The following is a 24103-nucleotide window of genomic DNA, read 5'->3' as shown; positions in this document are numbered from 1 at the left end:
CATGACCACCGTTCTTCCCCTCGACGAGACCGCACTCGGCTTCGTCGACGCCACCACCCGCGACGCGCAGAAGGCGTTCCGCGTCTTCCGCGAGACCGGCACCGTCTCCGCCAACGGCACCGTCAACTTCGTCGAGCGGATCCCCGGCACCGACGCGGCCGTCGCCCTGAACGAGCCGGGACCGTGGGCCGAGGATCCGGTCGCGCGGCCGGTCGTCGCGACCTTCGACGGCGACGTCGTGCTCGGCGACGGCGGAGCGGGATTCGTCACGTCCTACGCCGACCTCTTCCGGGCGCACCCCGAGATCACGTCGGTCGTGCATGTGCACACCCCGTGGCTCGGCGGCTTCGCCCAGACCCACCGGCCCCTTCCGATCCGCTACGCCGCGTCGCAGCGGCTCACACTCTCCCGCTCGATCCCACCGCACATCGACCGCACCATCGGGGCCGGCGAGTTCATCCTCGGCGAGCTGGAGCGGGATCCGCATCTGGTGGCGATCTTCGAGGCCAACGGCGGCGTCAACGTGATCGGCCGCGACGGCCTGCTCGCGCTCGCGAAGTTCGTCGTGCTGCTCGAGGAGGGCGCTCAGTACCAGGCGATCGGCGAGGCGGTCGGCGGCACGCAGGAGTTCGATCCGAGCAACCTCGTCGCGCAGTGGGGCCGCAGCGGCCTCCTCGACAGCGCCCGCGCGCACGGCCTCGTCTGACCCGGAAACCCAAGGAGCACAACACCATGACGCTGCGCGTCGGTTACTTCCCGCACAACAACTCCCTGTTCGTCCTGCGGCACCGCGGCATCCTCGAACGGTCGATCCCCGACGTCGAGTGGGTCGACCTGCGCGACCTGCCGGAGCCGCCGGCCGTCGACCCGCGGACCGGCCTGCCGACGCTGCACTCGGACTGGCTCTTCGCCGACGGCGGCTACGACGTGATCGGCACCGGCTTCACGCCGCCGATCACGGCGCTCGGCGCCGGGCACGACGTGGTCTACCTCGGCATCTCGGGGCCGCGCGTCGAGAACGGGCGGATCGTCGCCCTCGCCGGCCGCGGCATCGCAGGCCCCGCCGACCTGCGCGGCAAGCGGGTGGGCGTGGCGCACGGGTCCTGGCAGACCACCCTGGTGCTGTTCGCCCTCGACGACGCCGGGCTGACCTGGGCCGACATCGAGCCCGTGGACGTCGACGTGCATGCCGGCGGCGAGGCGCTGCTCGCCGGCGACATCGACGCGTGGGTGGGCGCCTATCCGGGCCTCGCGGCGGTGGAGTCGCGGGCGGAGTTGGTGACGCTCGTGGACACGGCGTCGGTGTTCAGCCACCCGTCGCTGTGGTTCACCTCCCGCCGGCTCGCGGAGGAGCGGCCGGACGCGGTCCGGGCGGTCCTCGCCGCGCTCGCCGAGTCCGACGCCTGGGTCACCGCGAACCCGCGGGAGGCCGCCGCGTACTTCGCCGACGACGCGGCTGCGCGGGGCCTGCCCGCCGATCTCGATGCCTGGGAGGCGGCGGTGCGCGGGCGCCCGTTCGGCGTCGGCCCCGTCACGGAGGACTTCCTCGACGAGCAGCAGCGCGCCGCCGATCTGTTCGTCGCCGGCGGCCTGCTGCCGCGGCGAGTCGACGTCCGCGGCGCCGTCGTGCCGTGGATCGGCGAGGCGGCAGGAGCTGTCGCCGTCGGATAGCTTTGCAGTATGAGTGGGACGAGCACGGAACGACAGGCCGGCGGAGTCACCGGGTTCACCGACAATCCCGTCAACGCGGCGATGGCCCGCGTGCTCGACGACGTGCGGCGCGAGGACCATCCGGGCGCCGTCGCCGACTACATCCCGCAGTTGGCGACGGCCGATCCGGAGGCCTTCGGGGTGGCCTCGGTGTCCGTGCACGGGCACAGCTACGGAGCCGGCGACTACCGCGTCCCCTTCACCATCCAGTCGATGAGCAAGCCCTTCGTCTACGCGCTGGCTCTGGAGGCGCTCGGGGTGGAGGCGGTGTGCGCGCGGATCGGTGTCGAGCCGAGCGGCGAGGCCTTCAACGGCATCAGCTTCGATCCGTCGGGCCGCCCGGAGAACCCGCTCATCAACGCGGGCGCGATCGTCTCGACCTCGCTGATCCCGGGGGTCGACGGTGCTGAACGCTTCGCCACGATCCGGGACGGCCTGTCGCGCTTCGCCGGTCGCGAACTGGAGCTCGACGAGGCCGTCTACCGCTCGGAGTCGGAGACCGGCTTCCGCAACCTGGCCCTCGCCGCGCTCGCCCGCTCGACGGACGCGTTGCGCGTGCCGATCGAGGACGCGCTGGACCCCTACTTCCGGCAGTGCTCGCTGCTGGTCGACGCGCACGACGTGGCGGTGATGGGCGGCACCCTCGCGAACGGCGGCGTCAACCCCGTCACGGGCGAGCGAGTGGTGAGCACGGCGGTCGCGCAGCACGTTCTCTCGGTGATGACGGGCTGCGGCATGTACGACCGGTCCGGGGCCTGGATGGTGTCGGTGGGCATCCCGGCGAAGTCCGGGGTCGGCGGCGGCATCGTCGCCGCGACGCCGGGCGAGTACGGGATCTGCGTCTTCAGCCCACCGCTCGACGAGGCCGGCAATTCCAGCCGCGGCGTCGCGGTGCTGCAGCGGATGAGCAGCGAATTCGGCCTGCACCTGCTGAGCCGCTCGATGAACCCGGTGAGTGCCGTCGCCGCCGTCACGACCGATCCCGCCACCGGCCACGTCGTGCTGCGGCTGCGCGGCGAGGTGGACTTCGTGGCCGTCGAAGAGGTGGTGCACGAGGCGCTGAGCCTCGGTCATGCGCAGAGCGGCAGCACCATCGTCCTCGACCTCACCGACGTCACCCGGATCTCGACGGTGTCCGCCTACCTCCTCAACCAGCTCGCCTCCGACGTGGGTTACGGCGTGCGCGTGATCGTGCAGGATCCGTCGAGCCTGTGTGCAGCGCGGCCATGAGTGGTGACCACGCCGAGCGCGTGAAGATTCTCGAGTACTGGTGGATGTTGGAGTTGTTCAATCCACAGTCCATCCCGAAGCCGACTCCGCGTGCCACCCGTCCGGAGAGTCAGCAGGTGATCGCATGGACCCCTGGTGAGGACCTTCCCTGGGACCGGCTCCCGAACCCCGCACCCGGGCGTGACGGCAAGCCCAGGACGTGGCGGCACACGCTCTACCTCGGGGTGTACCGGCTCGCGGACACCTACGAGGCGCTGCACCGGGCATTCGCCGAGGATCCCGACGCGGGCGACGATCGCCCGGGAGGCGCGAACGCCTGCGCGGGGATCCTCGTCGACGGCGACGGACGATTCGTGGCGAGCACTGCGATCCTCTCGTCGGCGGCATGGGCGGTCGGCAGAGTTCAGGATCCCGGCCCGTGGTCCCCCGAGCGGCTTCGCGGCTTCGAGACGGCCCAGGCCGACTTCGTCGAAACGGTGGACGGATTCGAAAGTCGTCGTCGTGACTCCGCGGGCGCAGACTTCCCTGTCCGCGCCGATGCGCGGGCGCTGATCGATCTGGTGACGCTGGCTCACGAGAGCGCAGGGATCACCGAGGCCCCGACGATCGCGACATCGGAGATCGTCATCTCGAGCGTCGTCGTGGCGGCCGACAGGGCCGGAGACGGCGATGACATCGATTTCCTGAACAGCTTCTTCCTCGACGACCTGAGTGCGGCGCGCGACCGTGCCCACGCAGGCGATCTGGGTGCGGCCCTGTCCACGTACCTCATCGGCGACGAAGCAGTCGCAACCGGTGACCGGGTCGACGTGGTCGCGGCCCCCACCGCCGTCGACGCCGGCGTCTCGGTCGACCGCCTACCGCTGGGACGGTGGCCGTCGAACCCCGAACATCCCCTCGCCCTCAGCCAGCAGTTCGCGGTGAATCTGGCGCTCAACGAGCTCGGGCCCGCGGAAGGTCTACTCGGCGTCAACGGACCACCCGGCACGGGCAAGACCACCATGCTGCGCGACGTCCTCGCGGGCAACGTCGTCGAACGTGCCCGGCGGCTGGCCGCTCTGCGTGCTCCCGGCGACGCGTTCACCGAGGTCCGACACACGTGGACGACGCAGGCCTTCACGCACCGGGTCCGACAGCTCCGACCCGAGCTCACCGGTTTCGAGATGGTCATCGCCTCGAGCAACAACTCCGCAGTGGAGAACGTCAGCACCGAGATCCCCGCGCGCGACGCCATCGACACTCTCTGGCGGACGGACGCCGACTACTTCGCTTCGATAGCCACGGAGGTTCTCCGCGCGACCGCGAAGGCGCCGGACGATTCACCCGAAGCATGGGGCTTGGTGGCCGCCCGACTCGGCAACAAGTCGAACCGGTCGGCCTTCCACACCGCCTTCTGGTTCGGCGACGGTGCTCGGCAATCGCAGGAGAACGCCCCGGACTCGATACCCCGGATGCTGACACGCCTCAAACGATGGCGAGACGGAGTCGACACACCTCGACCATGGGCCACCGCTCGGGCAGCGTTCGCGGCCGCGGAGAAGCGCGTAACGGACATGATCACGGAACGCCTGGCGGCCCAGCAGCGGCGTGAACGCCTCACTCTCGCCGCAGCCGGGATTCCCGCGGCCGAGAATCGGCTTCGCCTCAGTCTGGAGCCGATCGCCGCAGTCGAGCGCGACCTCGCCAAGCAGCAGTTGGTGGTCGCACAGTGCCGGACTTCCATGGACCTCGCGGACGACGCGCATCGCCGTCACCTGCAGCGCAAGCCTGGGACAACGGAAACACTCTTCTCGTGGGGGCGCGTACTCAAGTCGTGGCGCGCACAGGAGGTACCCCTGGCCCACACCCTGAGCAACGCACACCGGGCACTGACGGATGCGCAGGAACGCGCGCAACGGATCAGCCTCGTGCTGACCGGCCTCCGAAGCGAGGCCACCGCCGCAGAACATGATCTCGGCGGATTGCGCCGGACCGTCCGCGACCTCGAAATCGAGTGCACCCGCGATCAGGAGCGATACGGGGCCGCATATCCGACACCCATACCGCCTGACAGTGCCTCGAAGGAGCTGTCCGACGAGCGAGAAAGGCGTGCGCCGTGGCTCGATTCCGAAATCGATACCGCACGGTCGGAGCTCTTCCTGGCCGCCCTTCGATTGCACGAGGACTTCCTCGCCAACACTGCGAAGGAGATGGTCGGCAGTCTGTCAGCCGCGTGCGAGGTGATGGTGAAGGGCCTGCCGCACAACGTGAAGGACAGAGAGGCGAAGGCGCGAGCGGCGTGGCAGTTGCTGTTCCTGGTGGTGCCGATGGTATCCACGACCTTCGCCTCCGTCGGGCGGATGTTCTCCGATCTCGGCCGGGAATCGATAGGTTGGTTGCTCGTCGACGAGGCAGGCCAAGCTTGCCCACAACATGCGGTCGGCGCGATCTGGCGTGCGCGACGCGTGGTCGCGGTCGGCGATCCTTTACAGCTGCCTCCGGTGGTGACGATGCCGCCGAAGGCGCAACGTGACATCGCCGCGGCGTACTCGGTCTCGGAGATCTGGATCCCACCGCGCGCATCGGTGCAGACCCTCGCCGATCGGGTCGCCGTCTACGGCACCACGATCAACCAGGGCCAAGATCCCGTGTGGGTGAGCGCTCCGCTACGTGTCCACCGCCGTTGTGACAACCCGATGTTCGAGCTGTGCAACCGGATCGCCTACGGCGGGATCATGGTCAATGGGGTTCAGCGGAGAAAGGGTGATCCCGACGATCGATTCGAGACCGTCGACGAGGACAAGCGGCCCGTCATCGCCCACAGCTACTGGGCAGACGCTCCGGAGATCACTCCGGGAACGCACCTCCAGCAGAACCAGATCAATAAACTCGTGCGAGCTCTGAACTACCTCGGGGACGTCGGAGTTCCTCCCGAGGAGATCATCGCGATCTCGCCGTTCCGGGCCGTCGCTGATCACCTCGCCGCCATGAGCAACGATTACCCCGGTCTCCGCGCTGGAACCATCCATACAGCCCAGGGACGAGAGGCTCCGGTGGTAATTCTTGTCCTCGGCGGCGATCCCGCCAAGGAGGGCGCTAAGGCGTGGGCCGCGTCCAGCGTCAACCTCGTCAATGTCGCAGCGAGCAGGGCGCAGCGGCGCCTCTACGTGATCGGCGACCGCGAAGCGTGGGCACGGCACAACTACTTCCAGCAGCTGTCTGCAGCATTGAACTAAGCTTCGTCCAAGCCTCTGACGACCGTCCCACCCCGTCACATCATTCGATTCGCCATTGCGGTCGCGAAAACTTGTCAGTGGGTCGGATTAGCATCAGAACATGGAAGAAGTCGTTGCAGTAGAGGAGTATCCGCCTCCCGAGGACGGCGTTGCCGATCGGCTGCGCTCGAGTGAAATCGCCCGATGTCGGTTGATGTTCGAGCAGTACCGGTTGGCGGCGGATCTGCTGCGGGAGCGGGTGTGCGAACGGATCGCGTCCGGCCTGCCGCAGGATCGGTGGCGGCAGGGCGTCGCCGCGGAGATCGGACTGGCGTTGCACATGTCGCCGCACACGGCCGCTCGGTTCCTGGCGCAGGCGGTGGAGCTGACCAAGCACATGCCGCACACCCGGGCACGGTTGCGCGACGGTGACCTGGCCCCGGAGGCGATCCCGATCCTGGTGGCGGGCCTGTCGCATCTGGACGTCTCGGATCGGGAGCGGGCGGACGAGCTGCTGTGCGCCGACCCCGCCACCCTGGCCGGGTGCGGGCCGGGCCGGATCTCGGACCTGGTGAAGAAGCTCGCCTACGAGCTCGACGCCCAGGCGACCCTCGACCGCAACGCCGCGGCGGAGAAGGACCGCACCGTCACCATCCGCCCCCTACCGGACGGGATGGCGCGGGTGTCGCTGCTGCTACCCGTCGCGCAAGGGGTGGGTGTGTACGCGGCGCTACGCAAACACGCCGCCACCCTGAGCGGCGTCGGAGAGGACCTGCGCACCCGCGGCCAGATCATGGCCGACACCGCCTTCGCCCGGATCACCGGCCGCGAAGCCGCAACCGGACAGCCGGTCACGGTGAACCTGACCATCGCCGCGACCGTGCTCCTCGGGGATCAGCCCGGCACCGGGCACCTCGACGGCGGCGGCACCATGCCCGCGGAGATCGCCCGCAACCTCGTCGGCAAAGCGACCACAGCCGGTCTCGCCTGGGTCACACGGCTCTACATCGCCCCGGAGTCCGGTGCAGTGGTGGCGATGGACTCGCGGCAACGCTGCTTCCCCGACGGACTCGCGGAGATGATCCGCGCCCGGGACCGGTACTGCCGCACCCCGTACTGCGACGCACCGATCGCCCACACCGACCACGTCGTCCCCCATGCCGCGGGAGGTCCCACCGCGTTCGACAACGGCCAAGGCCTCTGCGCAGCATGCAACTACGCCAAAGAAGCCGCCGGCTGGCGCAGCACCGTCATCCCCGACCCGAGCGGGCGGCACACCGTCGAAACCCGAACTCCCACCGGACATGTGCACCGATCCACCGCCCCGAGACAGGCCGCTTAGGCGCGGGCGGACGACCCGATCACCGCGCGGTGACCACGACGCGGTGCCACCCGGTGGCACCGTCGGGGGCGGGCGGCGCGGTCACGTCCGTCTGCCCGATCCCGCTCGCGTCGGTGGCGCGGACCTCCAGGGAGTGCTCGCCGCGCTCGAGCGGGATCGAGAGGCTCCACTGCCGCCAGGTGTCCGGGCCGACGGTGTCGGCGAGGCGCGCGGGGATCCACGGGCCCGAATCGACACGGACCTCGACCCGGCCGATCCCGGTGTGCTGCGCCCAGGCGACCCCGGCCACCGTCACCGCGCCGGCGGAGACCGATCCGCGCGGAACATCGATGCGCGACTGCACCTTGACCGGACCGAGCGCCGACCAGCCCCGCGGCGTCCAGTAACCCTGGTCCGCGGCGAACGTGGTGACCTTGAGCGAGGTCACCCACTTGGTCGCCGAGACGTATCCGTAGAGGCCGGGGACCACGAGCCGGGCGGGGAAACCATGAACCACGGGGAGCGGCTCGCCGTTCATTCCGATGGCGAGCAACGACGCGCGGGCGGGATCGCGCAGCACAGTGAGCGGTGTGCCCGCGGTGAAGCCGTCGCTGCTGCGTGAGAGCACCATGTCGGCGCCGGCCCGCGGCCGCGCCCGATCCAGCAGTGCCCGGATCGGGTAGCCGCGCCACAGAGCGTTCCCGATGAGATCACCGCCCACCTCGTTACTGACGCACGCCAGCGTCGCGTAGTGATCCTCCAGCGGCAGCGCGAGGAGGTCGTTCCAGGTGAGGGTGAACGGCTCGTCCACCATGCCGTGCACTTCCAACGTCCAGTCGGCCGGATCGATCTGCGGTACACGCAGAGCGGTGTCGATGCGGTAGAAGTCCGCCGCGGGCGTGACATAGGGCGTGAGCCGGTCGATCCCCAGATCGGCGCCGGCGGGCACCGGATCCGCGGGCGCCGCCGGCGATGGCAGGCGCAGGGTCTCGCGGGCCGCCTTCACCGCGGCCGCGCCCGCCGAGAGCAAGCGCGCTCCGGCGAGGGCCAGCACCGTCGTACCGGCGGCCGCGCCGGCGACGACGAGGAAGCCCCTCCGGTCCAGAGTGGTGGCGACGACTCCGTCGTCCGACGACCCGGGCCGCAGCCGCCGTATCGCGAGACGCAGTACGAGGAGCGCCGTTCCGATGCCCACAAGACTCGGAGCGGCCCACAGCGGCGTCGCCTCGTACCGCGCGAGCGCCGTCCACGTTCCGACGATCCCGACCAGTCCGAAAAGCACCGACCCCCAGGGCGGCCGCCGGAGTTCGAGGAGGCCCGCGATCGCGGCCCCCAGCGCGAGGACCACTCCCATCGAACCGAGCAGAACCGCCTTGTCAGCGGTGCCGAAGGATTCGACGGCGAAGTCCTTGAGCCACGGTGGCGCGGCGTCGATGACCGCCGCACCGCCCGCGAACAGCGTGCTCGCTCCCGGCGCGGCGACGGCGGCGACGAGTTCCGCGACCGCCAGCCCGGCCGCGCCGGCGAGGACACCCGCCAGCGCGGCGGCCCCTCCCGGCGCACCCCGCTCGGCCGGACTCGCGGACTCCTCGGTCATGGATCCAGCGTGGCACGCGCGAGCCCGGTCCGGGAGGTCCGTCGCAACACCTCACGGATCCGTAAGAACTCCCCGGGTGCCGGCGTCACCCGCCCGGTAGTCTTCGGCAATATGGGTTGGAACATTAATATTTTGCATATCGGGCCGACGAGGCAGGGCTCCGATGGACTGCTCCGGCTGAGCGACGAACATCGCGTCGACCCGATCGGGGACCACGACGAGCGGGCATGGGCACACATCTCCGACGCTGGAATCACCGTCATCTCGCGCAGCTTCTTCGCCCCGGACAGGATCGAGATGTTGGCCGGGCCGGGCACGGCCGTCACCCATCTCGTCATCGGCAGCACCGGCGGCGCCTATGTGCTGGAGGCGTACCGCGACGGCTCACTCGTCCGGCGTCTCATTGAGATCGATACCGGCGAAGGAAATGAGGACATGGGCGAGCCGCTCCCCGGTGAGGATTCGGTCGAGGAGACGCACGGGGAGGACAAATTCTTCGCACTCTTCAAGGCCGTCACCGGTGTCGACAACCTCGACTTCCTCGGGTACGCGGAACTCACGCTTGTGGCCTCACCGGAACTGGTCGAGCGTTTCTGACACAGAGCCTCCGGAGGAACGAGGGCCGCCGCGGCCTTCCGGCCGCGACGGCCCCGTCGGTCCAGCTACTCCTGCGTCAGCTGCGCGAGTCGACGACGGTGTAGGTCCCGTCGGCGTACTCGGCACGGATGAGCTTCTTGTCGAACTTGCCGACCGAGGTCTTGGGCACCTCGGCGACGAAGGCCCACCGCTCGGGGATCTGCCACTTGGGCAGCAGGTCCGCGAGGAAGGCGCGCTGCTTCTCGACGTCCGCGTCGGCGGCGTCCTTGACCACGGCGAGCACGAAGGGACGCTCGTCCCACTTCTCGTCGGGCACACCGACGACGGCTGCCTCGGCGATGGTGGGGTTGCTCATGACCGTGTTCTCGAGCTCGACGGAGCTGATCCACTCACCGCCGGTCTTGATCATGTCCTTGGTGCGGTCGCGGATGGTCATGAAGCCGTCCGGGCTGATCGAGGCCACGTCGCCGGTGCGAAGCCAGCCGTCGTGGAACTTCGACTCGTCGGAGACATTGCCCTCGGGCGAGTAGTACGCACCCGTGATCCACGGTCCGCGCACCTCGAGTTCGCCGGATGCCTCACCGTCCCAGGGCTGTTCGTTGCCCTCGTCGTCGATGAGGCGAGCCTGCACCGACGCGGGGAACCGCCCCTGCGTGACGCGGTAGGCGAACTCCTCGGTCTCGTCCTCGATGCCGAAGGGCGGCCGCGAGACCGAGCCCAGCGGCGAGGTCTCCGTCATACCCCAGGCGTGGACGATCCGGGTGCCGAGCTTGTCGAAGGTGCGGATCATCGACGGGGGCACCGCGGCACCGCCGACGACGACCTCGCGCAGGTGCGAGATGTCCTGCGGCTTGGCGGCGAGTTGCGCGGCGACGCCGGCCCAGATGGTTGGCACGGCGGCGGCGAAGGTGGCCTTCGTGGCGTCGAGGATCTGCAGCAGCGGCTCGGGCTGCAGGAAGCGGTCGGGCATGATCAGCGTGATGCCGCCCATCATCGCGGCGTAGGGCAGGCCCCAGCTCATGACGTGGAACATCGGGACGATGGCGAGCACGGAATCGGCGTTGCCCAGCGCCATGCCCGAGGACGAGTTCACCTGCATCGAGTGCAGCCAGATGCTGCGGTGGCTGTAGACGACGCCCTTGGGATCGCCCGTGGTGCCGGAGGTGTAGCACATGACGGCCGCGTCGCGCTCCGCGATCTCGGGCCAGGCGAAGGTGGTGGGCTCGCCGGCGATCAGCTCGTCGAAGGAGTGCACCGTGATGCCCTCGGGCGCCTCGAGCGCCTGCTTCGGGCCGTTCGCCACGATGACGTGCTGCACGTTCGGGGTGGCCGCGAGGTACTTGCCGAGCAGCGGCGCGACGGAGGCGTCGACGAGGATCACCTTGTCGTCGGCCTGGTTGATGATGAACACGGCCTGCTCCGGCGAGAGGCGCAGGTTGAGGGTGTGCAGCACGGCGCCCATGGCGGGCACCGCGGCGTACGCGACCTGGTGCTCGTTGTTGTTCCACATGAACGTGGCGACGCGATCGCCCCGCTGCACGCCCAGCTTGGTCAGTGCGTGGGCCAGCTGCGAGGCCTTGTCCCCGACCTCGGCGAAGGTGAGGTCGCGCAGGCCCTCACCGGTCCACGTCGTGATCTTGGCCTCGGGGAAAACACGCCGGCTGTACTCGACGAGACGGGCGATCGTCAGCTCGCCGTCCTGCATGGTGGTCGCAATCACGTTGGTGGAGACTCCTTCTCGGATGGGAAATGCAGCCGGTGGCACTACTGGCTGGTGATCTGGTTGACCAATCGCACGACCGACCTCGGGGCGAATTTACTCGAATTGGACAACAGCGTGGTCAGGGTTCCGACGGAATAGTGGATCCGCGGCAGGAACGGGAGCTTGATCCGCGGGTGCACCGAGTTCCACACCTGCTCCGCGACCTCCTCCGGCGTGATGTTCACGCCGAGCGTCTGCGTGCTCTTCGCGTCCGTCTCCGCGAGCGCCGTCTTCGCCCACAGGGGCCAGATCGCGACGACGCGGATCCCGTGCTTCTCCCACTCCAGCTCCAATGCCTCGGTGAATCCGGAGACGTAGAACTTGGCGGCGCTGTACGTGGCGATGCCGGGCTGGCCGTAGATCGCCGACGCCGAACTGATGTTCACCAGGTGCGCGCCCGGCTGCTGCTTGAGGTAGGGCAGCGCGGCCTTGGCGCCGTACGTGACGCCGAGGGCGTCGATGTCGATCTGCAGCTTGATCTGCTGCGGCGTGATCTCGTCGAGGTCGCCGCCGAACAGCACGCCCGCGTTGTTGTCGAGCACCGTCAGGCCGCCGCCCGTGTGCTGCGTGAAATCGGCGAGCGCCGCCTCCCACTGGTCGTAGTCGGTCACGTCGAGCGCGCCGGTCACGATCTCCGGATGCTCCGCCTTCAGTTCCTCCAGCGCGGCGGCGTTGACGTCGTAGACGCCCACCGTCCATCCCTCGGAGAGGAAACGCAGAGCAGTCGCCCGGCCGATGCCCGAGGCACCGCCGGAGATGAAGATCGATGGCATGCCGTCCAACCTACCCGCTGGTCAGGCCGCGGTAAACCCTCTACTGAACAGCACTCAATTGGTCAGGAGGCCCCGTCGACCATGCGGGCGACGACGGCGAGCAGACCCTGCATCTGCGCGTCGGTGGCGCGACGGCGGCCGCCGCTGAGGGCGGCGTCGTAGTACAGGCCGTCACCGAGGAGGAGCACCGCGCGGGCCGTGGCCTCGTCGGGCACCTCGTGCTGCACCGTCGTGAGGAAGCGCTCCTGCATCGACCGGATCGCACGTTCTGCGCGGTCGTTCGCCGCCTGGCTCAGCCGGAGCACGGCCACGATCGCCCGATCGAGCGGGGAATCGTCGTAGTTGGAGGTGCGCACGTAGTAGGCGACGGCCCCCTCGGGCGCGGCGGCCATCAGTTCGACGTCGGCGTCGACCAATTCGTCCAGCCAGTCGCACAGTCCGTCGACCAGGGCCTTCTTCGAGCCGAAGTGGTAGAGCAGTCCGCCCTTGCTGACGCCGGCCTCCGCGGCGACGGCCTCGAGGGTGGCCGCGCGTTCGCCGTGCTCGATGAGGATCTTCACGAAGGCGTCGAGCAGCTTGGCGCGGGCGGCGGGAGGGGGCGGCACATCTCGCATCGTAGGGGTGATCGCCGTCTCTCGTTTCTATACCGTCCAGCTGGTACAGTAACGCGGTACTCGAAACCACGACATCGCAGGAAGTGCCGCCATGACCACCACACTCACCACCACGACCGCGTCCCCGCGCGCCACGGTGCGCGATTGGGGTGCGCTCGCGGTCCTCATGCTCCCCGTGCTCCTGGTCTCGATCGACGGCACCGTGCTCGGCTTCGCCCTGCCCTCGATCGCCGCCACGCTCGGACCCACCGCGGCGCAGCAGCTGTGGATCATCGACGTCTATCCGCTGGTGCTCGCCGGCCTGCTCGTCTCGATGGGCAGCCTGGGTGACCGCTGGGGCCGGCGCCGTCTCCTCCTCCTGGGCGCCACCGGCTTCGCCGCGATGTCCGTCGTCGCCGCCTACGCCCCCACCGCGGCGGCACTCATAGCCGCCCGCGCGGGCCTGGGATTCTTCGGCGCGATGCTGATGCCGTCCACACTGTCGTTGCTGCGCAACATCTTCACCGATCCCCAGCAGCGACGGCTCGCGATCGCGGTGTGGGCCTCGTGCTTCGCCGCCGGCGCCGCGCTCGGCCCCATCGTGGGCGGCTTCCTGTTGGAGCACTTCTGGTGGGGCTCGGTCTTCCTCATGGCAGTGCCCGTGCTGATCCCGCTGCTCGCGCTCGCGCCGATCTTCGTCCCCGAGTCACGCGACCCGAAGCCGGGCCGCATCGACCCGACGTCGATCGTGCTCTCACTGCTCGCGCTCACGCCGATCGTCTACGCCGTGAAGACCTTGGCCAAGGGCGGCGACCAGGTCGTCGTCGCGGCGTCGCTGGCCGTCGGCGCGACGGCCACCGGCCTGTTCCTGCGCCGGCAACTGCGCCGCCCGGACCCGATGCTCGACGTGCGCCTGTTCGCCGATCGTCGCTTCTCCGGCGCCGTCGCGGTGAACCTGCTCAGCGTCTTCTCGCTGGTCGGCTTCATGTTCTTCGTCTCGCAGCACCTCCAGCTGGTGGTCGGGATGAGCCCGATGGACGCCGGCTGGGCGCTGGTGCCCGGGCTGATCACGATGATGGTCGCGGGCCTGTACGTGGTGCGGGTCGTGCGGTGGATCGCCCCGTCGACCGTGGTGGTGGGCGGCATGCTGGTCTCCGCCGCCGCGTACGCCGTGGTGATGGCCTTCGCCTCGCCGGACTCGACGCTCGCCGTGCTCATCGCCTTCGCGATGCTCGGCGTGGGCATCGGCGCCGCCGAGACGCTGTCGAACGACCTCATCGTCTCGTCGGTACCGGCGGAGAAGGCGGGTGCGGCCTCGGCCGTATCCGAGACCGCGTACGAGCTCGGCTCCGTGCTGGGCACGGCCGTGCTCGGCTCGATCCTGGCCGGCGCGTACGCCGCGAAGCTCGTGCTCCCCGCGGGGCTGAGCGACGACCAGGGCGCCGCGGCGTCCGAGACGCTGGCCGGCGCGCACCACGTGGCCACGCAACTACCCGCGGAGACGGCCGACGCACTGGTCCGGGCCGCCGGTCAGGCCTTCGACGCCGGTGTCTCGGTGACCTCCGCGATCGGCGTCGTGCTCATGCTGGCAGCGGCCTGGATCGCGCACCGCACGCTGCGCGCACCGTCGTCATCGGTCGCGACCACCGTCGCGCAGTAGTCCCGCAGTCGCCGCGCCGCGGCGCTGGCCGCGTCCGCGTGACCGGTGAGTGTCGCGGCCGCGCGCTCGGCGAAGTCCGCCGACGCGGTCGTGCCGGGACTCCCACGCCAGTGTGCGGCCCGGTCGAGGAAGGCCTCCGCGACGGCGTCCCAGCGCGCGGCGGCGCGCAGCAGGGCGTCCGGATCCACAGCGTCACCGGGCACGGGCGCCCACCCCCGCGAGGACGTCACCGAAGGCCTGCAGGCTCCGCGAGCCCTCGTCGAAGTAGCCGGAGTGCGCCCCCGGGTCGAACCCGGGAGCACCCGCCGGCAGTGCGATCGCCCCGAACGCCCGGGACGCCGGATCCACCCCCAACCCGATATCCGCGCCGAGCAGTCGTGGGAGGCGGGTGGCGCCGTGGGTGAGCGGGACGCGCGGCACGGGATCGTCGGGATCGCGCGCGACGTAGACGGGCATCCCCAGCTCCTTCGCGGAGCGCACCGGGCCGGCGCCCGGCGAACCGAGGAGCACCATCGCGTCGACCGTGCCCACGAGTGCGCCGCGGGCACCCGCAGTGGCCGCCGTGGTGGACCCGTAACTGTGCCCGAAGACGACGAGACGCCGGTCGTCGCGGAGCGCGGCGATGTCGCGCAGATCCTCCTGCAGTTCGGCCGCGCCGCGCTCGGCGTTCGCCCTGCCCAGCACCGCGGCCGATCCGCGCCCCGACGGGGCGTCGTAGCCGATCCAGGCCACCGTCGCCGTGGTGGCGGCCGGATCGGCGCGACGGGCCGCCGACAGCAGGTTCTCCGCGTTCCGCGTGACCGCACCGACGGAGGCGAGCGTGGTGCCCATCCCCGGCACCACCACGCCCACATTGCGCGCGGAGTCGAGATCGCCGATGGCGACCACGGCGATCCCGTCGCCGCCGTACGCCAGCGGGTCGTACTCGAAGAGCTGCACCGTCTCCCCCGCCGCCTCCAGTTCGGCGATCCGCGTGGCCAGCGACTCCAACGCCGCCAGGCGCGCCGCCACCGCACGCGTGCGGGAACGCGCCCGCAGTTCCTGCAGATCCGCGGCCAGGAGACGACGGTTCTCCCGGTCCCGCGCAGCCGCCGACCTCACCTTCCGGACGGGCATCGACGGTGCGCCGCCGAGCGGCGCACCGGAGAACGGCACCGCGACGGCCAACTCGATCGCGGCGAGACGTGCGGCGAGTTCGCCTCCACCGCTGAGGATCTCCGCTGCGGCGCGGTCCAGCGCCGCGTCGAGCTCCTCCATCGCGCCGGCCTCGAGCCGCGCCCACCGTCCGTACGCGTCGGCGGCCGCGCCGCGCCATACCGTCTCGTCGATGACCACCATGGCGTGACGCTAAGCCGCGGCCCCACCGATCTCGCCCCGTCGACGGCACCGGGGCGCCCGTTCCTCCACAGGACCGCGGTCCTCCACAGGCACCCGCAGGAGGCACCGCGGGAGGCGCCCGCGCCACCGTCGAAGCACTACTCTGGACGCATGCGCATCGGTGCCCACGTCCGCAGTGACACCCACCCCATCGAGACGGCCGAACAGCTCGGGGTGGACGTGATCCAGATGTTCGTCTCGGACCCGCAGAGCTGGAAGAAACCGGAGCCGCACCCGCAGACGCAGGCGCTCAAGGATTCACCGCTCGAGATCGTGGTGCACTCGGCGTACGTGATCAACGTCGCGAGCCTGAACAACCGCCTCCGGATGCCGAGCCGCAAGGCCGTCGAACAACAGGCCGCGGCCGCCGCCGATCTGGGCGCCTTCGGCCTCGTCGTACACGGTGGGCATCTGCGCGACGGGGAGGACCTGCAGGCGGGGATCGACAACTGGCGCAAGCTCTTCACCCGCCAGGAGGAGAAGGGCGGCTTCGGCGTGCCGATCCTCATCGAGAACACCGCGGGCGGCGACGGGGCGATCGCGCGGCAGCTCGAGACCATCGACCGGCTGTGGGACGCCGTGGGCGATCAGGGCGCCGGGTTCTGCCTCGACACCTGCCACGCCTGGGCGGGCGGCGAGGAGCTGATGGGCATCGTCGAACGCGTCCTGGCGATCACCGGCCGGATCGACCTGGTGCACCTGAACAACTCGCGCGACGAGTTCGACTCCGCCCGCGACCGGCACGCCAACCTGCAGGACGGCACCATCGACCCCGATCTGCTGGCAGACGTGGCCCGTGCAGCCGGGGCACCGATCATCCTCGAAACCCCGTCGGAGGGCCTCGCGGACGACGTGGCCTACCTCAAGGAGGCCCTGCTGTGAGCACCGCCGCGGACTGGGACGACCGCTACCGCGCGACCGAACTGGTGTGGGGAACACCACCCGACCCGTGGATCGTCGAGCAGGTGACGGTGCTGCCGCCCGGCCGCGCCCTCGACGTGGGCGCCGGCGAGGGCCGCCACGCGCTGTGGCTCGCGACGCGCGCATGGGACGTCACCGCGGTCGACTACTCGCGCGTCGGTCTCGACAAGGCGGCCACCGTGGCCGCCCGTTCGCCGCGCACCGTCCGCGCCCGGCTGCACTGGACCCCGCTCGACATCACCGTCGACGAGATCCCCGATCAGCCCTACGACCTGGCCGTCTGGGCCTACGTGCACCCCGATCCGCAGGAGCGGGCCGGGGCGATCGCCAAGGTCGCGCACGCGCTCGCCCCCGGCGGACTGCTCCTGCTGCTGGCGCACGAGAAGGCGGACTCGCACCCCGGACTGCCGACCTTCGGCGCCGCCGAGCTCTCCGCGGCCCTGCCCGAGGACATGGTGGTCGAGCACGTGGAATGGCGCGAGAGTGATCCGTACCACGGCACCGGCACTGACCTGGCTGTTCGCGCACGTCGGAGACGGAACGAGGCGATCGCACCGTAGGGGCGCTTGCACTTGTTCGCACGCGGTCCGCGCGTTATCCTATGCATATTACCGAGCGGTAACTTACCGGCAGGTAACAGTCCGACAGCCTGATCTGAGAAGGTGGAACAGCCCCATGGGCCATTACAAGAGCAACGTCCGCGACATCGAGTTCAACCTCTTCGAGGATCTCGGCGTCGGCGAGGTGCTGGCTTCCGGTGCGTACGGCGACCTCGACGAGGACACCGCCAAGGAGATGCTGCGCGAGGCGGCCCGTCAGGCCGAGGGCCCCATCGCCGAGTCCTTCGCCGAGGCCGACCGCAACCCGCCGGTCTTCGACCCCGCCACCCACGAGGTGAAGATCAACGAGGCCTTCAAGAAGTCGCAGGCGCAGTTCGCCGACGGCGGCTGGGCCTACCTGGGCCTGAACGACGAGCTCGGCGGCACCGACGTGCCCCGCTCGCTGTACTGGGGCATCGGCGAGATGTTCCTCGGCGCCAACCCGCCCGTCTTCATGTTCGCCGCGGGCCCCGGCTTCGCGCAGATCCTCTTCGACGAGGGCACCGACGAGCAGAAGAAGTGGGCGAAGATCGCCGCCGAGCGCAACTGGAACGCCACCATGGTGCTCACCGAGCCGGACGCCGGCTCGGACGTGGGCGCCGGCCGCACCAAGGCCATCAAGCAGGAGGACGGCTCCTGGCACATCGAGGGCGTGAAGCGCTTCATCACCTCCGCGGTGATGGACGGCATGTTCGAGTCGACCTTCCACCTCGTGCTCGCCCGCCCCGAGGGCGGCGCGCCCGGCACCAAGGGCCTGGGCCTGTACTTCGTGCCGAAGCACCACTTCGACGAGGAGGGCAACCTCGGCGAGGAGAACGGTGTCTACGTCACCGGCGTCGAGCACAAGATGGGCATCAAGACCTCCACCACGTGTGAGGTCACCTTCGGCGGCCACGGCAAGCCGGCCAAGGGCTGGCTCGTGGGCGAGGAGATCAAGGGCATCGCGCAGATGTTCAAGGTCATCGAGCACGCCCGCATGATGGTCGGCACCAAGGCCATCGGCACCCTCTCCACCGGTTACCTCAACGCGCTCGACTACGCCAAGCAGCGCGTCCAGGGTGCCGACCTGACCCAGATGGCGGACAAGACCGCGCCGCGCGTGACCATCACGCACCACCCGGACGTGCGCCGCTCGCTGCTCACGCAGAAGGCCTACGCCGAGGGCCTGCGCGCCGTGTACCTGTACACCGCCGCGCACCAGGACGTCCGCACCGCGACCCCCGTCTCGGGCGCCGACGAGGAGATGGCCTACAAGGTCAACGACCTGCTGCTCCCGATCGTCAAGGGCGTCGGCTCCGAGCGCGCCTTCACGCTGCTCGGCCAGGAGTCGCTGCAGACCTTCGGCGGCTCGGGCTTCCTGCAGGACTACCCGATCGAGCAGTATGTCCGCGACTCGAAGATCGACTCGCTGTACGAGGGCACCACCGCCATCCAGGCGCAGGACTTCTTCTTCCGCAAGATCCTCCGCGACCGTGGCGCCGCCCTGGGCCACGTGGCCGGCCAGATCACCGCCTTCATCGAGGCCAACGCGGGCGGCCCCTTCGCCGCGTCGGTGGCGCAGCTCAAGACCGCCGCCGAGGACGTGCAGGCCATGGCCGCCACGCTCACCGGCTTCGCGCTCGCCTCGCAGCAGGAGCCCAAGGAGCTGTACAAGGTGGGCCTCGGCTCGGTGCGCTTCCTCATGGCCTTCGGCGACCTGATGATCGGCTGGCGCCTGCTGCACCAGGCCGTCATCGCGCAGGCCAAGCTGGACGGCGGCGCCACCGGTGCCGACAAGTCCTTCTACGAGGGCAAGGTGGGCGTCGCGACGTTCTTCGCCGCGAACATGCTGCCGCTGCTGTCGTCCGTCAAGGACGTCATCGCCGCCGTCGACAACCAGGCGATGGAGCTCGACGAGGCCGCGTTCTGATCGCCGTCTCGTAGCAACGAGCATTCGAGGGCGCTCCGACCACCCGGTCGGGGCGCCCTCGCCCGTTCCCGGGCCCGACGGTGCGCGCGGCACCGTCGGGCCCACCCCCGTAGGATCGACAACCGACCTGCGCCGACGACCTCCGGAGTGCCCCGCATGGACGATGACCAGCCGAACGACGTACAGCTCGTGGCGGTGAATCTCGGCGTCGACGGGGAGCACGGACCGCTGTTCCGGGGCATCGACCTGCAGTTCGGCCCCGGCCTGCACGCGGTGCAGATGCCCGCGGGGCGCGACCAGGACGCGCTGCTGCTCACTCTCGCGGGCCGGCTCAAGCCGAACCACGGCACCGTCGACGCCCTGGGGGCCACCACGCCCGGCGCGATCCGGAAGAAGTGCGCCATCGCCGCCTTCGAGGACATCGACGACCTCGACGAGTCGGTCACCGTCGAGACCGTGCTCGCCGAGCAGCGCCGCTGGCTGGCGCCCTGGTACTCGATGGTGCCGCTCAGCGCCGGCAGCCTCGAGATGGATCAGGTCTTCGGCCCCGTCGACCGGCCGGCCCCGAAGACCCGCATCGTCGAACTGAGCGACCTGCAGCTCTTCCTCCTACGGATCACCCTGGCCCTGCTGGGGAACCGCCCGATCCTCGTCGTCGGCGATCTCGAGCAGGTCCGCGACAACCCCGGCCGCGCCGAGGCCGTCCAGCGGCTCGGCGCGATCGCCGAGCGCTACACCGTGATCGTCGGGGTCACCAACCCCCTCGGCGGCACCGCCCCGCTGCACACCCTGCACGACCGACGCGCCCTGACCCGGAAGGACTGATTCTCATGTCCGAGAAGAAGAGCCGCCTCATTCCCATCGCCGCGGGCCTCGCCTTCGGCTCCGAGATCAAGCGCTTCGGCCGCAGCCGGCTGACCCGCGCCGCCATGGTCGTGCTGATGCTGCTGCCGCTGGTCTACGGCGCGCTGTACCTGTGGGCGTTCTGGGATCCCTTCGGCAATGTCAACAAGATGCCCGTGGCGCTCGTCAACGCGGACAAGGGCACCGAGGTCAAGGGCCAGAAGATCAACGCCGGCGCGGAGGTCGAGAAGTCGCTCGCCGACGACAAGAGCCTCGACTGGCACATCGTCTCCCCCGCCGAGGCCCAGCAGGGCGTCAAGGACGGCACCTACTACTTCATGCTGGAGCTGCCGGAGAACTTCTCCTCCGCCATCGCCTCCCCGATGACCGGCAAGCCCGAGAAGGCGCAGCTGCGGGCGATCTACAACGACGCCAACAACTACATCAGCTCCACCATCGGCCAGACCGCGATGTCGCAGGTGCTCAACGCCGTCTCCACCCGGGTCTCGGGGCAGGCGGTCAACCAGGTGCTGTCCATGATGATCACCGCCGGCTCCGGGATCGAACAGGCCGCCGACGGGGCCGGGAAACTGCACGACGGTCTGGTGACCGCAAACGACGGTGCCGAACAACTCGCGACGGGCCTCGGGACCGCGAAGACCGGTTCCGCGCAGCTGCGCGCGGGCTCGCAGAAGCTGTCCGACGGTATCACCCAGGCCACCGATCCCCTGCTCGCCGTGACGAAGGCACTGTCGGGGCTGGGCGGGAACACCGCGCAGATCCAGCAGAGCGCCGCCGCGCTGGCCGACGCGGCCGACAAGGCCGGCGTCTTCATCACGACGCAGGACACCGCGCTCGCGGGGATCGACGCCGCGATCGCGCAGCTGACCACCAGCCCCGACCCGGCGGCACGGCAGGCCGCCGAGGGCCTGCGCGCCGTGCGGGCTCAGCTGGCCCAGGCCGCCGTACCGGCAGCGGCGAAGCAGCAGGTGGTGGCGGCCTCGTCGGCCGCCGCGACGCTCACCGAGCAGCTGCGCACGCCGGGGAGCCCGCTGCAGACGGTGCTGGCCCAGGTCGGCGCGACCGGCGGCGATCTCACCGCGAAGCTGACCGAACTCCGTTCCGGCGCGCAGCAACTCGCCGCCGGCAACGCCACGCTCGACGACGGCATCACGAAGCTCTCCGACGGTGCCACGAAGCTCTCCGCGGGCACCGTGCAATTGCGCGACGGCAGCCAGGAGCTCTCGACCAAGCTGCGTGAGGGCGCCGGCGCCGTGCCGAAGTGGTCGCAGGAGCAGACGACCCAGGTGGCGCAGACCATCGGCGGGCCCGTCCAATTGGCCACGCAGCACGAGAACCGCGCCCCGAACTTCGGCACCGGCATGGCGCCCTTCTTCCTCACGCTGGCGCTGTTCTTCGGCGCGCTGGTGCTGTGGATGGTCTTCCGTCCGCTGCAGAACCGCGCCATCGCCGCCGAGGTGCTGGCCATCCGCGTGGTGATGGCCAGCTACCTCCCGGCCGCCGCGATCGGCCTGTGCCAGGCGGTGATCCTGTACTGCGTGGTGCGCTTCGGGCTCGGGCTCGAGGTGGCGCACCCGGTGGCGATGGTGTTCTTCATGATGGGCGTCTCCCTGGCGTTCATCGCCTTCACCCAGGCGGTGAACGCCTTCGTCGGACCCGCGGTCGGCCGCGTGCTGATCATGGCCCTGCTGATGCTGCAGCTGGTGAGTTCCGGCGGCATGTATCCGGTCGAGACCACGGCGAGACCCTTCCAGATCCTGCACAAGTACGACCCGATGACCTACGGCGTCAACGGTCTTCGGCAGCTGGTCCTGGGCGGTATCGATCACCGACTGTGGGTCGCGATCGGGGTTCTGCTGTTCATCTGGCTGGCGTCGATCACGGTGTCGTGCCTGTCGGCGCGCCGGAACCGACTGTGGAACCTGGACCGGCTCATCCCCGCGATCAAGATCTGACGCACCATCGCTCCCGCTCCGCGCTCCGGTCACGTCCCCGCCCTCACCGGGCTGCGGGCCGTGGCGGCGTTCGGGGTCTGCGTCACGCACGCCGCGTTCTGGGGCGGTGACTTCACGGCGGACTGGCGCGGCGCCGCGTACGCGCGGCTCGAGACCGCCGTCCCGGTGTTCTTCGCGCTGTCCGGATTCCTCCTGGTGCGGCCGTGGGTCCGTGCGCGCCTCGGCCCCGGCGCGCTGCCCGACGTGCGTCGGTACGCCGTCGCTCGGACCTGGCGGATCCTGCCCGCGTACTGGGCGGTGGTCACCGTCGTGTACGCGCTCTACCTGTGGCGGCCCGACGGTTCGCCGCACGGCCAGGGCTGGGCGGGATACCTGCGACACCTGACCTTCACGCAGATCTACGGCGTCGGCCACGTGCACACCGGGCTCACCCAGATGTGGTCGATGTGCGTCGAGGTCGTGTTCTACCTGGCCCTGCCGCTGCTGGGCCTGTGGCTGGTGCGTGCGCCGCGGGTCTGGGTCGTGCCGGTGGCGATGGTGGCGCTGTCGGTCGCCTGGCTGCTGCTGGTGATCGCGACGGAGGTCTTCGGCAAGACGGCGCGGTCCTGGCCGCCGGGGTACGCGGCCGCCTTCGCCGCGGGCATCACGGTAGCGCTGCTCGTCGATCGGGTGCGGCTGCCGCGGTGGCCCCTGCTGCTGGCCGCCGCGGCAGCCTACGGGGTACTGCTCACGCCGCTCGCGGGGCCGATCGACCTCCGCCTGCCCACGCCCGCGCAGGGCGTGACGAAATTCCTGCTCGAGGCGCTGATCGGCGGGCTGCTCGTCGCGGCGTTCGCGACCGGGCCGTCGCGAGTGCTGGGCTCGCGGCCGATGGTCTGGCTCGGCACGATCAGCTACGAGTTCTTCCTGATCCACGTCATCGTGATGGAGGTGGTGGTGCTGGACGTCTTCGGCTGGTCGCTGTTCACCGGATCGACGTGGCCGATCGTCGCCGTGACCACCGCGGTCACCGTCGTGCTGGCATGGGCGCTGCACGGCATGGTGGAGCGGTTGCGCGCGGCCGTCAGCGGAGGAGGGTGGAGGTGGTCGCGTCGATGAGGGGGCGGCGCTGGGCGGAGGGCGCGTCCCACAGCTTGCCGGTCAGCGCCTCCAGGGCCGCGACCTTGGGCTCCAGTTCCCCGAGAGCCTTCGTCCGCTCCTCGCCCGACAGCTGGGCAGCGGCGATGATGCGGTCGTCGAGGGCGAAGACCGCGTCGTCGAGGGCGGCGAGATCGGATTCCGGGCCGTCGATCGCGGAGTCCTGCGGCGGCGGGACGGCGGGCGCGAAAGCACCGCGATGCACGTCGGCGATGGCGTAGCGGGTGCGCTGATGCAGCAGCGCCTCGGTGGAGGTGGCGTTCGCCCACTCGGCGGGCGCGCGACCGGGGCGGCCGGGGATGAGATCCGTGGAGTTGGCGAAGTCCTTGATGCGCTTGTTGGAGTCGCGCAGGAACCAGAGCACGCCGATGAGCAGGAGCACTGCCACCACCGCGACCACGACGACGATCACGACGCCCACGCTCATGCGCTCCTCCTCGAGATCCGGGTGCGACGCTGTTCGATGATGAGGCAGCGGTCCTCGACGTAGAGCAGCCCCGCGGATTCGGCGATCTCCCGCGCCTCCGCGGACCGGATCCCCAGTTGCAGCCACAGTGCGGTGGCACCGGCCGCGACGGCCTGCCGGGCGATCTCAGGCGTCTGCTCCGAGGGACGGAAGACGTCGACCAGGCCCACCTGCTCGGGGACGTCGGCGAGTGAGCGGTACACCGGCTGGCCGAGGATCTCCTCCGCATGCGGGTTGACCGGGATGATGCGCCAGCCCCGGTTCTGCATGTACGCGGGCACGTCGTGCGCCGCCTTCGCCGGATCGGCGCTGGCCCCGACCACCGTGATGGTGTCGTAGTCGCGCAGGATCCTCTCGATCAGATCATCCGTCGCGCTCATGACCTCAGTGTAGGACGGCCGCAACGACGTCGGGCCGTCCACGTGCGTTCACAGCACC

The 24103-nt window shown here is 70.1% G+C and carries 20 protein-coding genes; 13 read left to right on the top strand and 7 right to left on the bottom strand.

What is annotated here, in order from left to right; genetic code table 11:
* The first annotated feature begins 1 nt into the window (after window position 1).
* The 5 genes from FK268_RS22335 (at window position 2) to FK268_RS22315 (ending at window position 7476) form a co-directional block, all read left to right on the top strand.
* Window positions 2-706, top strand: coding sequence for a class II aldolase/adducin family protein (locus tag FK268_RS22335; protein WP_231707226.1), 705 nt, complete (start codon window positions 2-4; stop codon window positions 704-706).
* 26 nt (window positions 707-732) lie between these two features.
* Window positions 733-1671 (top strand): ABC transporter substrate-binding protein, encoded by a 939-nt coding sequence (locus FK268_RS22330; RefSeq protein ID WP_146437654.1) that lies wholly within the window; start codon window positions 733-735, stop codon window positions 1669-1671.
* 9 nt (window positions 1672-1680) lie between these two features.
* Window positions 1681-2940: a glutaminase A gene (gene glsA / locus FK268_RS22325; RefSeq protein WP_146437653.1), complete on the top strand. Its 1260-nt coding sequence runs from the start codon at window positions 1681-1683 to the stop codon at window positions 2938-2940.
* Window positions 2937-6155, top strand: coding sequence for a DEAD/DEAH box helicase (locus FK268_RS22320; protein ID WP_146437652.1), 3219 nt, complete (start codon window positions 2937-2939; stop codon window positions 6153-6155). The genes glsA and FK268_RS22320 overlap by 4 nt, the downstream gene beginning before the upstream one ends.
* A 193-nt stretch (window positions 6156-6348) precedes the next feature.
* Entirely contained in the window at window positions 6349-7476 is a 1128-nt protein-coding gene (locus FK268_RS22315; RefSeq protein ID WP_438696013.1) for an HNH endonuclease, read from the top strand.
* A 19-nt stretch (window positions 7477-7495) separates the two neighbouring features.
* On the opposite strand, the gene FK268_RS22310 is transcribed toward FK268_RS22315, so the two are convergent.
* The gene (locus FK268_RS22310; protein WP_146437650.1) at window positions 7496-9052 is read right to left on the bottom strand and encodes a molybdopterin-dependent oxidoreductase; all 1557 of its coding nucleotides are present in this window, start codon (window positions 9050-9052) and stop codon (window positions 7496-7498) included.
* Window positions 9053-9061: 9 nt separating this feature from the next.
* Here FK268_RS22310 and FK268_RS22305 point away from each other — a divergent pair, with 9 nt between their 5' ends.
* Complete coding sequence (locus tag FK268_RS22305; RefSeq protein ID WP_146437649.1) at window positions 9062-9649, top strand: hypothetical protein; 588 nt, start codon at window positions 9062-9064, stop codon at window positions 9647-9649.
* Between the two features lie 76 nt (window positions 9650-9725).
* On the opposite strand, the gene FK268_RS22300 is transcribed toward FK268_RS22305, so the two are convergent.
* The 3 genes from FK268_RS22300 to FK268_RS22290 all read right to left on the bottom strand — a co-directional run bounded on the left by FK268_RS22300 (window position 9726) and on the right by FK268_RS22290 (window position 12798).
* Complete coding sequence (locus tag FK268_RS22300; RefSeq protein WP_231707225.1) at window positions 9726-11369, bottom strand: long-chain fatty acid--CoA ligase; 1644 nt, start codon at window positions 11367-11369, stop codon at window positions 9726-9728.
* A 44-nt stretch (window positions 11370-11413) separates the two neighbouring features.
* Window positions 11414-12184: an SDR family oxidoreductase gene (locus tag FK268_RS22295; protein ID WP_146437648.1), complete on the bottom strand. Its 771-nt coding sequence runs from the start codon at window positions 12182-12184 to the stop codon at window positions 11414-11416.
* A 62-nt stretch (window positions 12185-12246) separates the two neighbouring features.
* Window positions 12247-12798 carry a TetR/AcrR family transcriptional regulator gene (locus FK268_RS22290; protein ID WP_438696012.1) on the bottom strand — a complete coding sequence of 184 codons (552 nt, stop codon included), beginning with the start codon at window positions 12796-12798 and terminating at the stop codon, window positions 12247-12249.
* A 91-nt stretch (window positions 12799-12889) separates the two neighbouring features.
* Between FK268_RS22290 and FK268_RS22285 the strand changes: the two genes are divergently transcribed.
* Window positions 12890-14437 carry an MFS transporter gene (locus FK268_RS22285; RefSeq protein ID WP_146437646.1) on the top strand — a complete coding sequence of 516 codons (1548 nt, stop codon included), beginning with the start codon at window positions 12890-12892 and terminating at the stop codon, window positions 14435-14437.
* A 192-nt stretch (window positions 14438-14629) separates the two neighbouring features.
* On the opposite strand, the gene FK268_RS22280 is transcribed toward FK268_RS22285, so the two are convergent.
* The gene (locus tag FK268_RS22280) at window positions 14630-15775 is read right to left on the bottom strand and encodes an alpha/beta hydrolase (protein ID WP_146437645.1); all 1146 of its coding nucleotides are present in this window, start codon (window positions 15773-15775) and stop codon (window positions 14630-14632) included.
* Window positions 15776-15925: 150 nt separating this feature from the next.
* Between FK268_RS22280 and FK268_RS22275 the strand changes: the two genes are divergently transcribed.
* From FK268_RS22275 to FK268_RS22250, 6 genes are all read left to right on the top strand, one after another.
* Window positions 15926-16696: a deoxyribonuclease IV gene (locus FK268_RS22275; protein WP_146437644.1), complete on the top strand. Its 771-nt coding sequence runs from the start codon at window positions 15926-15928 to the stop codon at window positions 16694-16696.
* The gene (locus tag FK268_RS22270) at window positions 16693-17295 is read left to right on the top strand and encodes a class I SAM-dependent methyltransferase (protein WP_146437643.1); all 603 of its coding nucleotides are present in this window, start codon (window positions 16693-16695) and stop codon (window positions 17293-17295) included. The genes FK268_RS22275 and FK268_RS22270 overlap by 4 nt, the downstream gene beginning before the upstream one ends.
* Before the next feature lie 115 nt (window positions 17296-17410).
* Complete coding sequence (locus FK268_RS22265; RefSeq protein WP_146437642.1) at window positions 17411-19243, top strand: acyl-CoA dehydrogenase; 1833 nt, start codon at window positions 17411-17413, stop codon at window positions 19241-19243.
* A gap of 156 nt (window positions 19244-19399) precedes the next feature.
* Window positions 19400-20068 (top strand): hypothetical protein, encoded by a 669-nt coding sequence (locus FK268_RS24360; protein ID WP_158636194.1) that lies wholly within the window; start codon window positions 19400-19402, stop codon window positions 20066-20068.
* 35 nt (window positions 20069-20103) lie between these two features.
* A complete protein-coding gene (locus tag FK268_RS22255) occupies window positions 20104-22062 on the top strand; it encodes a YhgE/Pip domain-containing protein (RefSeq protein ID WP_146437679.1) in 1959 nt (652 codons plus the stop codon).
* Window positions 22063-22068: 6 nt separating this feature from the next.
* Entirely contained in the window at window positions 22069-23160 is a 1092-nt protein-coding gene (locus FK268_RS22250; protein WP_146437641.1) for an acyltransferase family protein, read from the top strand.
* Here the strand turns inward: FK268_RS22250 and FK268_RS22245 are convergent.
* Together FK268_RS22245 and FK268_RS22240 are read right to left on the bottom strand one after the other, a co-directional pair.
* Window positions 23126-23626 (bottom strand): hypothetical protein, encoded by a 501-nt coding sequence (locus FK268_RS22245; protein WP_146437640.1) that lies wholly within the window; start codon window positions 23624-23626, stop codon window positions 23126-23128. The genes FK268_RS22250 and FK268_RS22245 overlap by 35 nt on opposite strands.
* Window positions 23623-24045, bottom strand: coding sequence for a CoA-binding protein (locus FK268_RS22240; protein ID WP_146437639.1), 423 nt, complete (start codon window positions 24043-24045; stop codon window positions 23623-23625). Before FK268_RS22240 ends, FK268_RS22245 begins: the two co-directional genes overlap by 4 nt.
* Between the last annotated feature and the right edge of the window lie 58 nt (window positions 24046-24103).

Origin of the sequence: Tsukamurella sputi (assembly GCF_007858445.1) — a bacterium.
Classification (GTDB): domain Bacteria; phylum Actinomycetota; class Actinomycetes; order Mycobacteriales; family Mycobacteriaceae; genus Tsukamurella; species Tsukamurella sputi.
Note: the sequence above shows the minus strand (reverse complement) of the source record. Positions and strands in the feature narration are given on the sequence as shown.

Coding starts and splice junctions, on each gene's coding strand:
- glsA (WP_146437653.1), top strand. CDS start 1,681: ATGAGTGGGACGAGCACGGAACGACAGGCCGGCGGAGTCACCGGGTTC.
- FK268_RS22320 (WP_146437652.1), top strand. CDS start 2,937: ATGAGTGGTGACCACGCCGAGCGCGTGAAGATTCTCGAGTACTGGTGG.
- FK268_RS22290 (WP_438696012.1), bottom strand. CDS start 12,798: ATGCGAGATGTGCCGCCCCCTCCCGCCGCCCGCGCCAAGCTGCTCGAC.
- FK268_RS22285 (WP_146437646.1), top strand. CDS start 12,890: ATGACCACCACACTCACCACCACGACCGCGTCCCCGCGCGCCACGGTG.
- FK268_RS24360 (WP_158636194.1), top strand. CDS start 19,400: ATGGACGATGACCAGCCGAACGACGTACAGCTCGTGGCGGTGAATCTC.
- FK268_RS22330 (WP_146437654.1), top strand. CDS start 733: ATGACGCTGCGCGTCGGTTACTTCCCGCACAACAACTCCCTGTTCGTC.
- FK268_RS22295 (WP_146437648.1), bottom strand. CDS start 12,184: ATGCCATCGATCTTCATCTCCGGCGGTGCCTCGGGCATCGGCCGGGCG.
- FK268_RS22280 (WP_146437645.1), bottom strand. CDS start 15,775: ATGGTGGTCATCGACGAGACGGTATGGCGCGGCGCGGCCGCCGACGCG.
- FK268_RS22315 (WP_438696013.1), top strand. CDS start 6,349: ATGTTCGAGCAGTACCGGTTGGCGGCGGATCTGCTGCGGGAGCGGGTG.
- FK268_RS22240 (WP_146437639.1), bottom strand. CDS start 24,045: ATGAGCGCGACGGATGATCTGATCGAGAGGATCCTGCGCGACTACGAC.
- FK268_RS22310 (WP_146437650.1), bottom strand. CDS start 9,052: ATGACCGAGGAGTCCGCGAGTCCGGCCGAGCGGGGTGCGCCGGGAGGG.
- FK268_RS22335 (WP_231707226.1), top strand. CDS start 2: ATGACCACCGTTCTTCCCCTCGACGAGACCGCACTCGGCTTCGTCGAC.
- FK268_RS22265 (WP_146437642.1), top strand. CDS start 17,411: ATGGGCCATTACAAGAGCAACGTCCGCGACATCGAGTTCAACCTCTTC.
- FK268_RS22245 (WP_146437640.1), bottom strand. CDS start 23,626: ATGAGCGTGGGCGTCGTGATCGTCGTCGTGGTCGCGGTGGTGGCAGTG.
- FK268_RS22275 (WP_146437644.1), top strand. CDS start 15,926: ATGCGCATCGGTGCCCACGTCCGCAGTGACACCCACCCCATCGAGACG.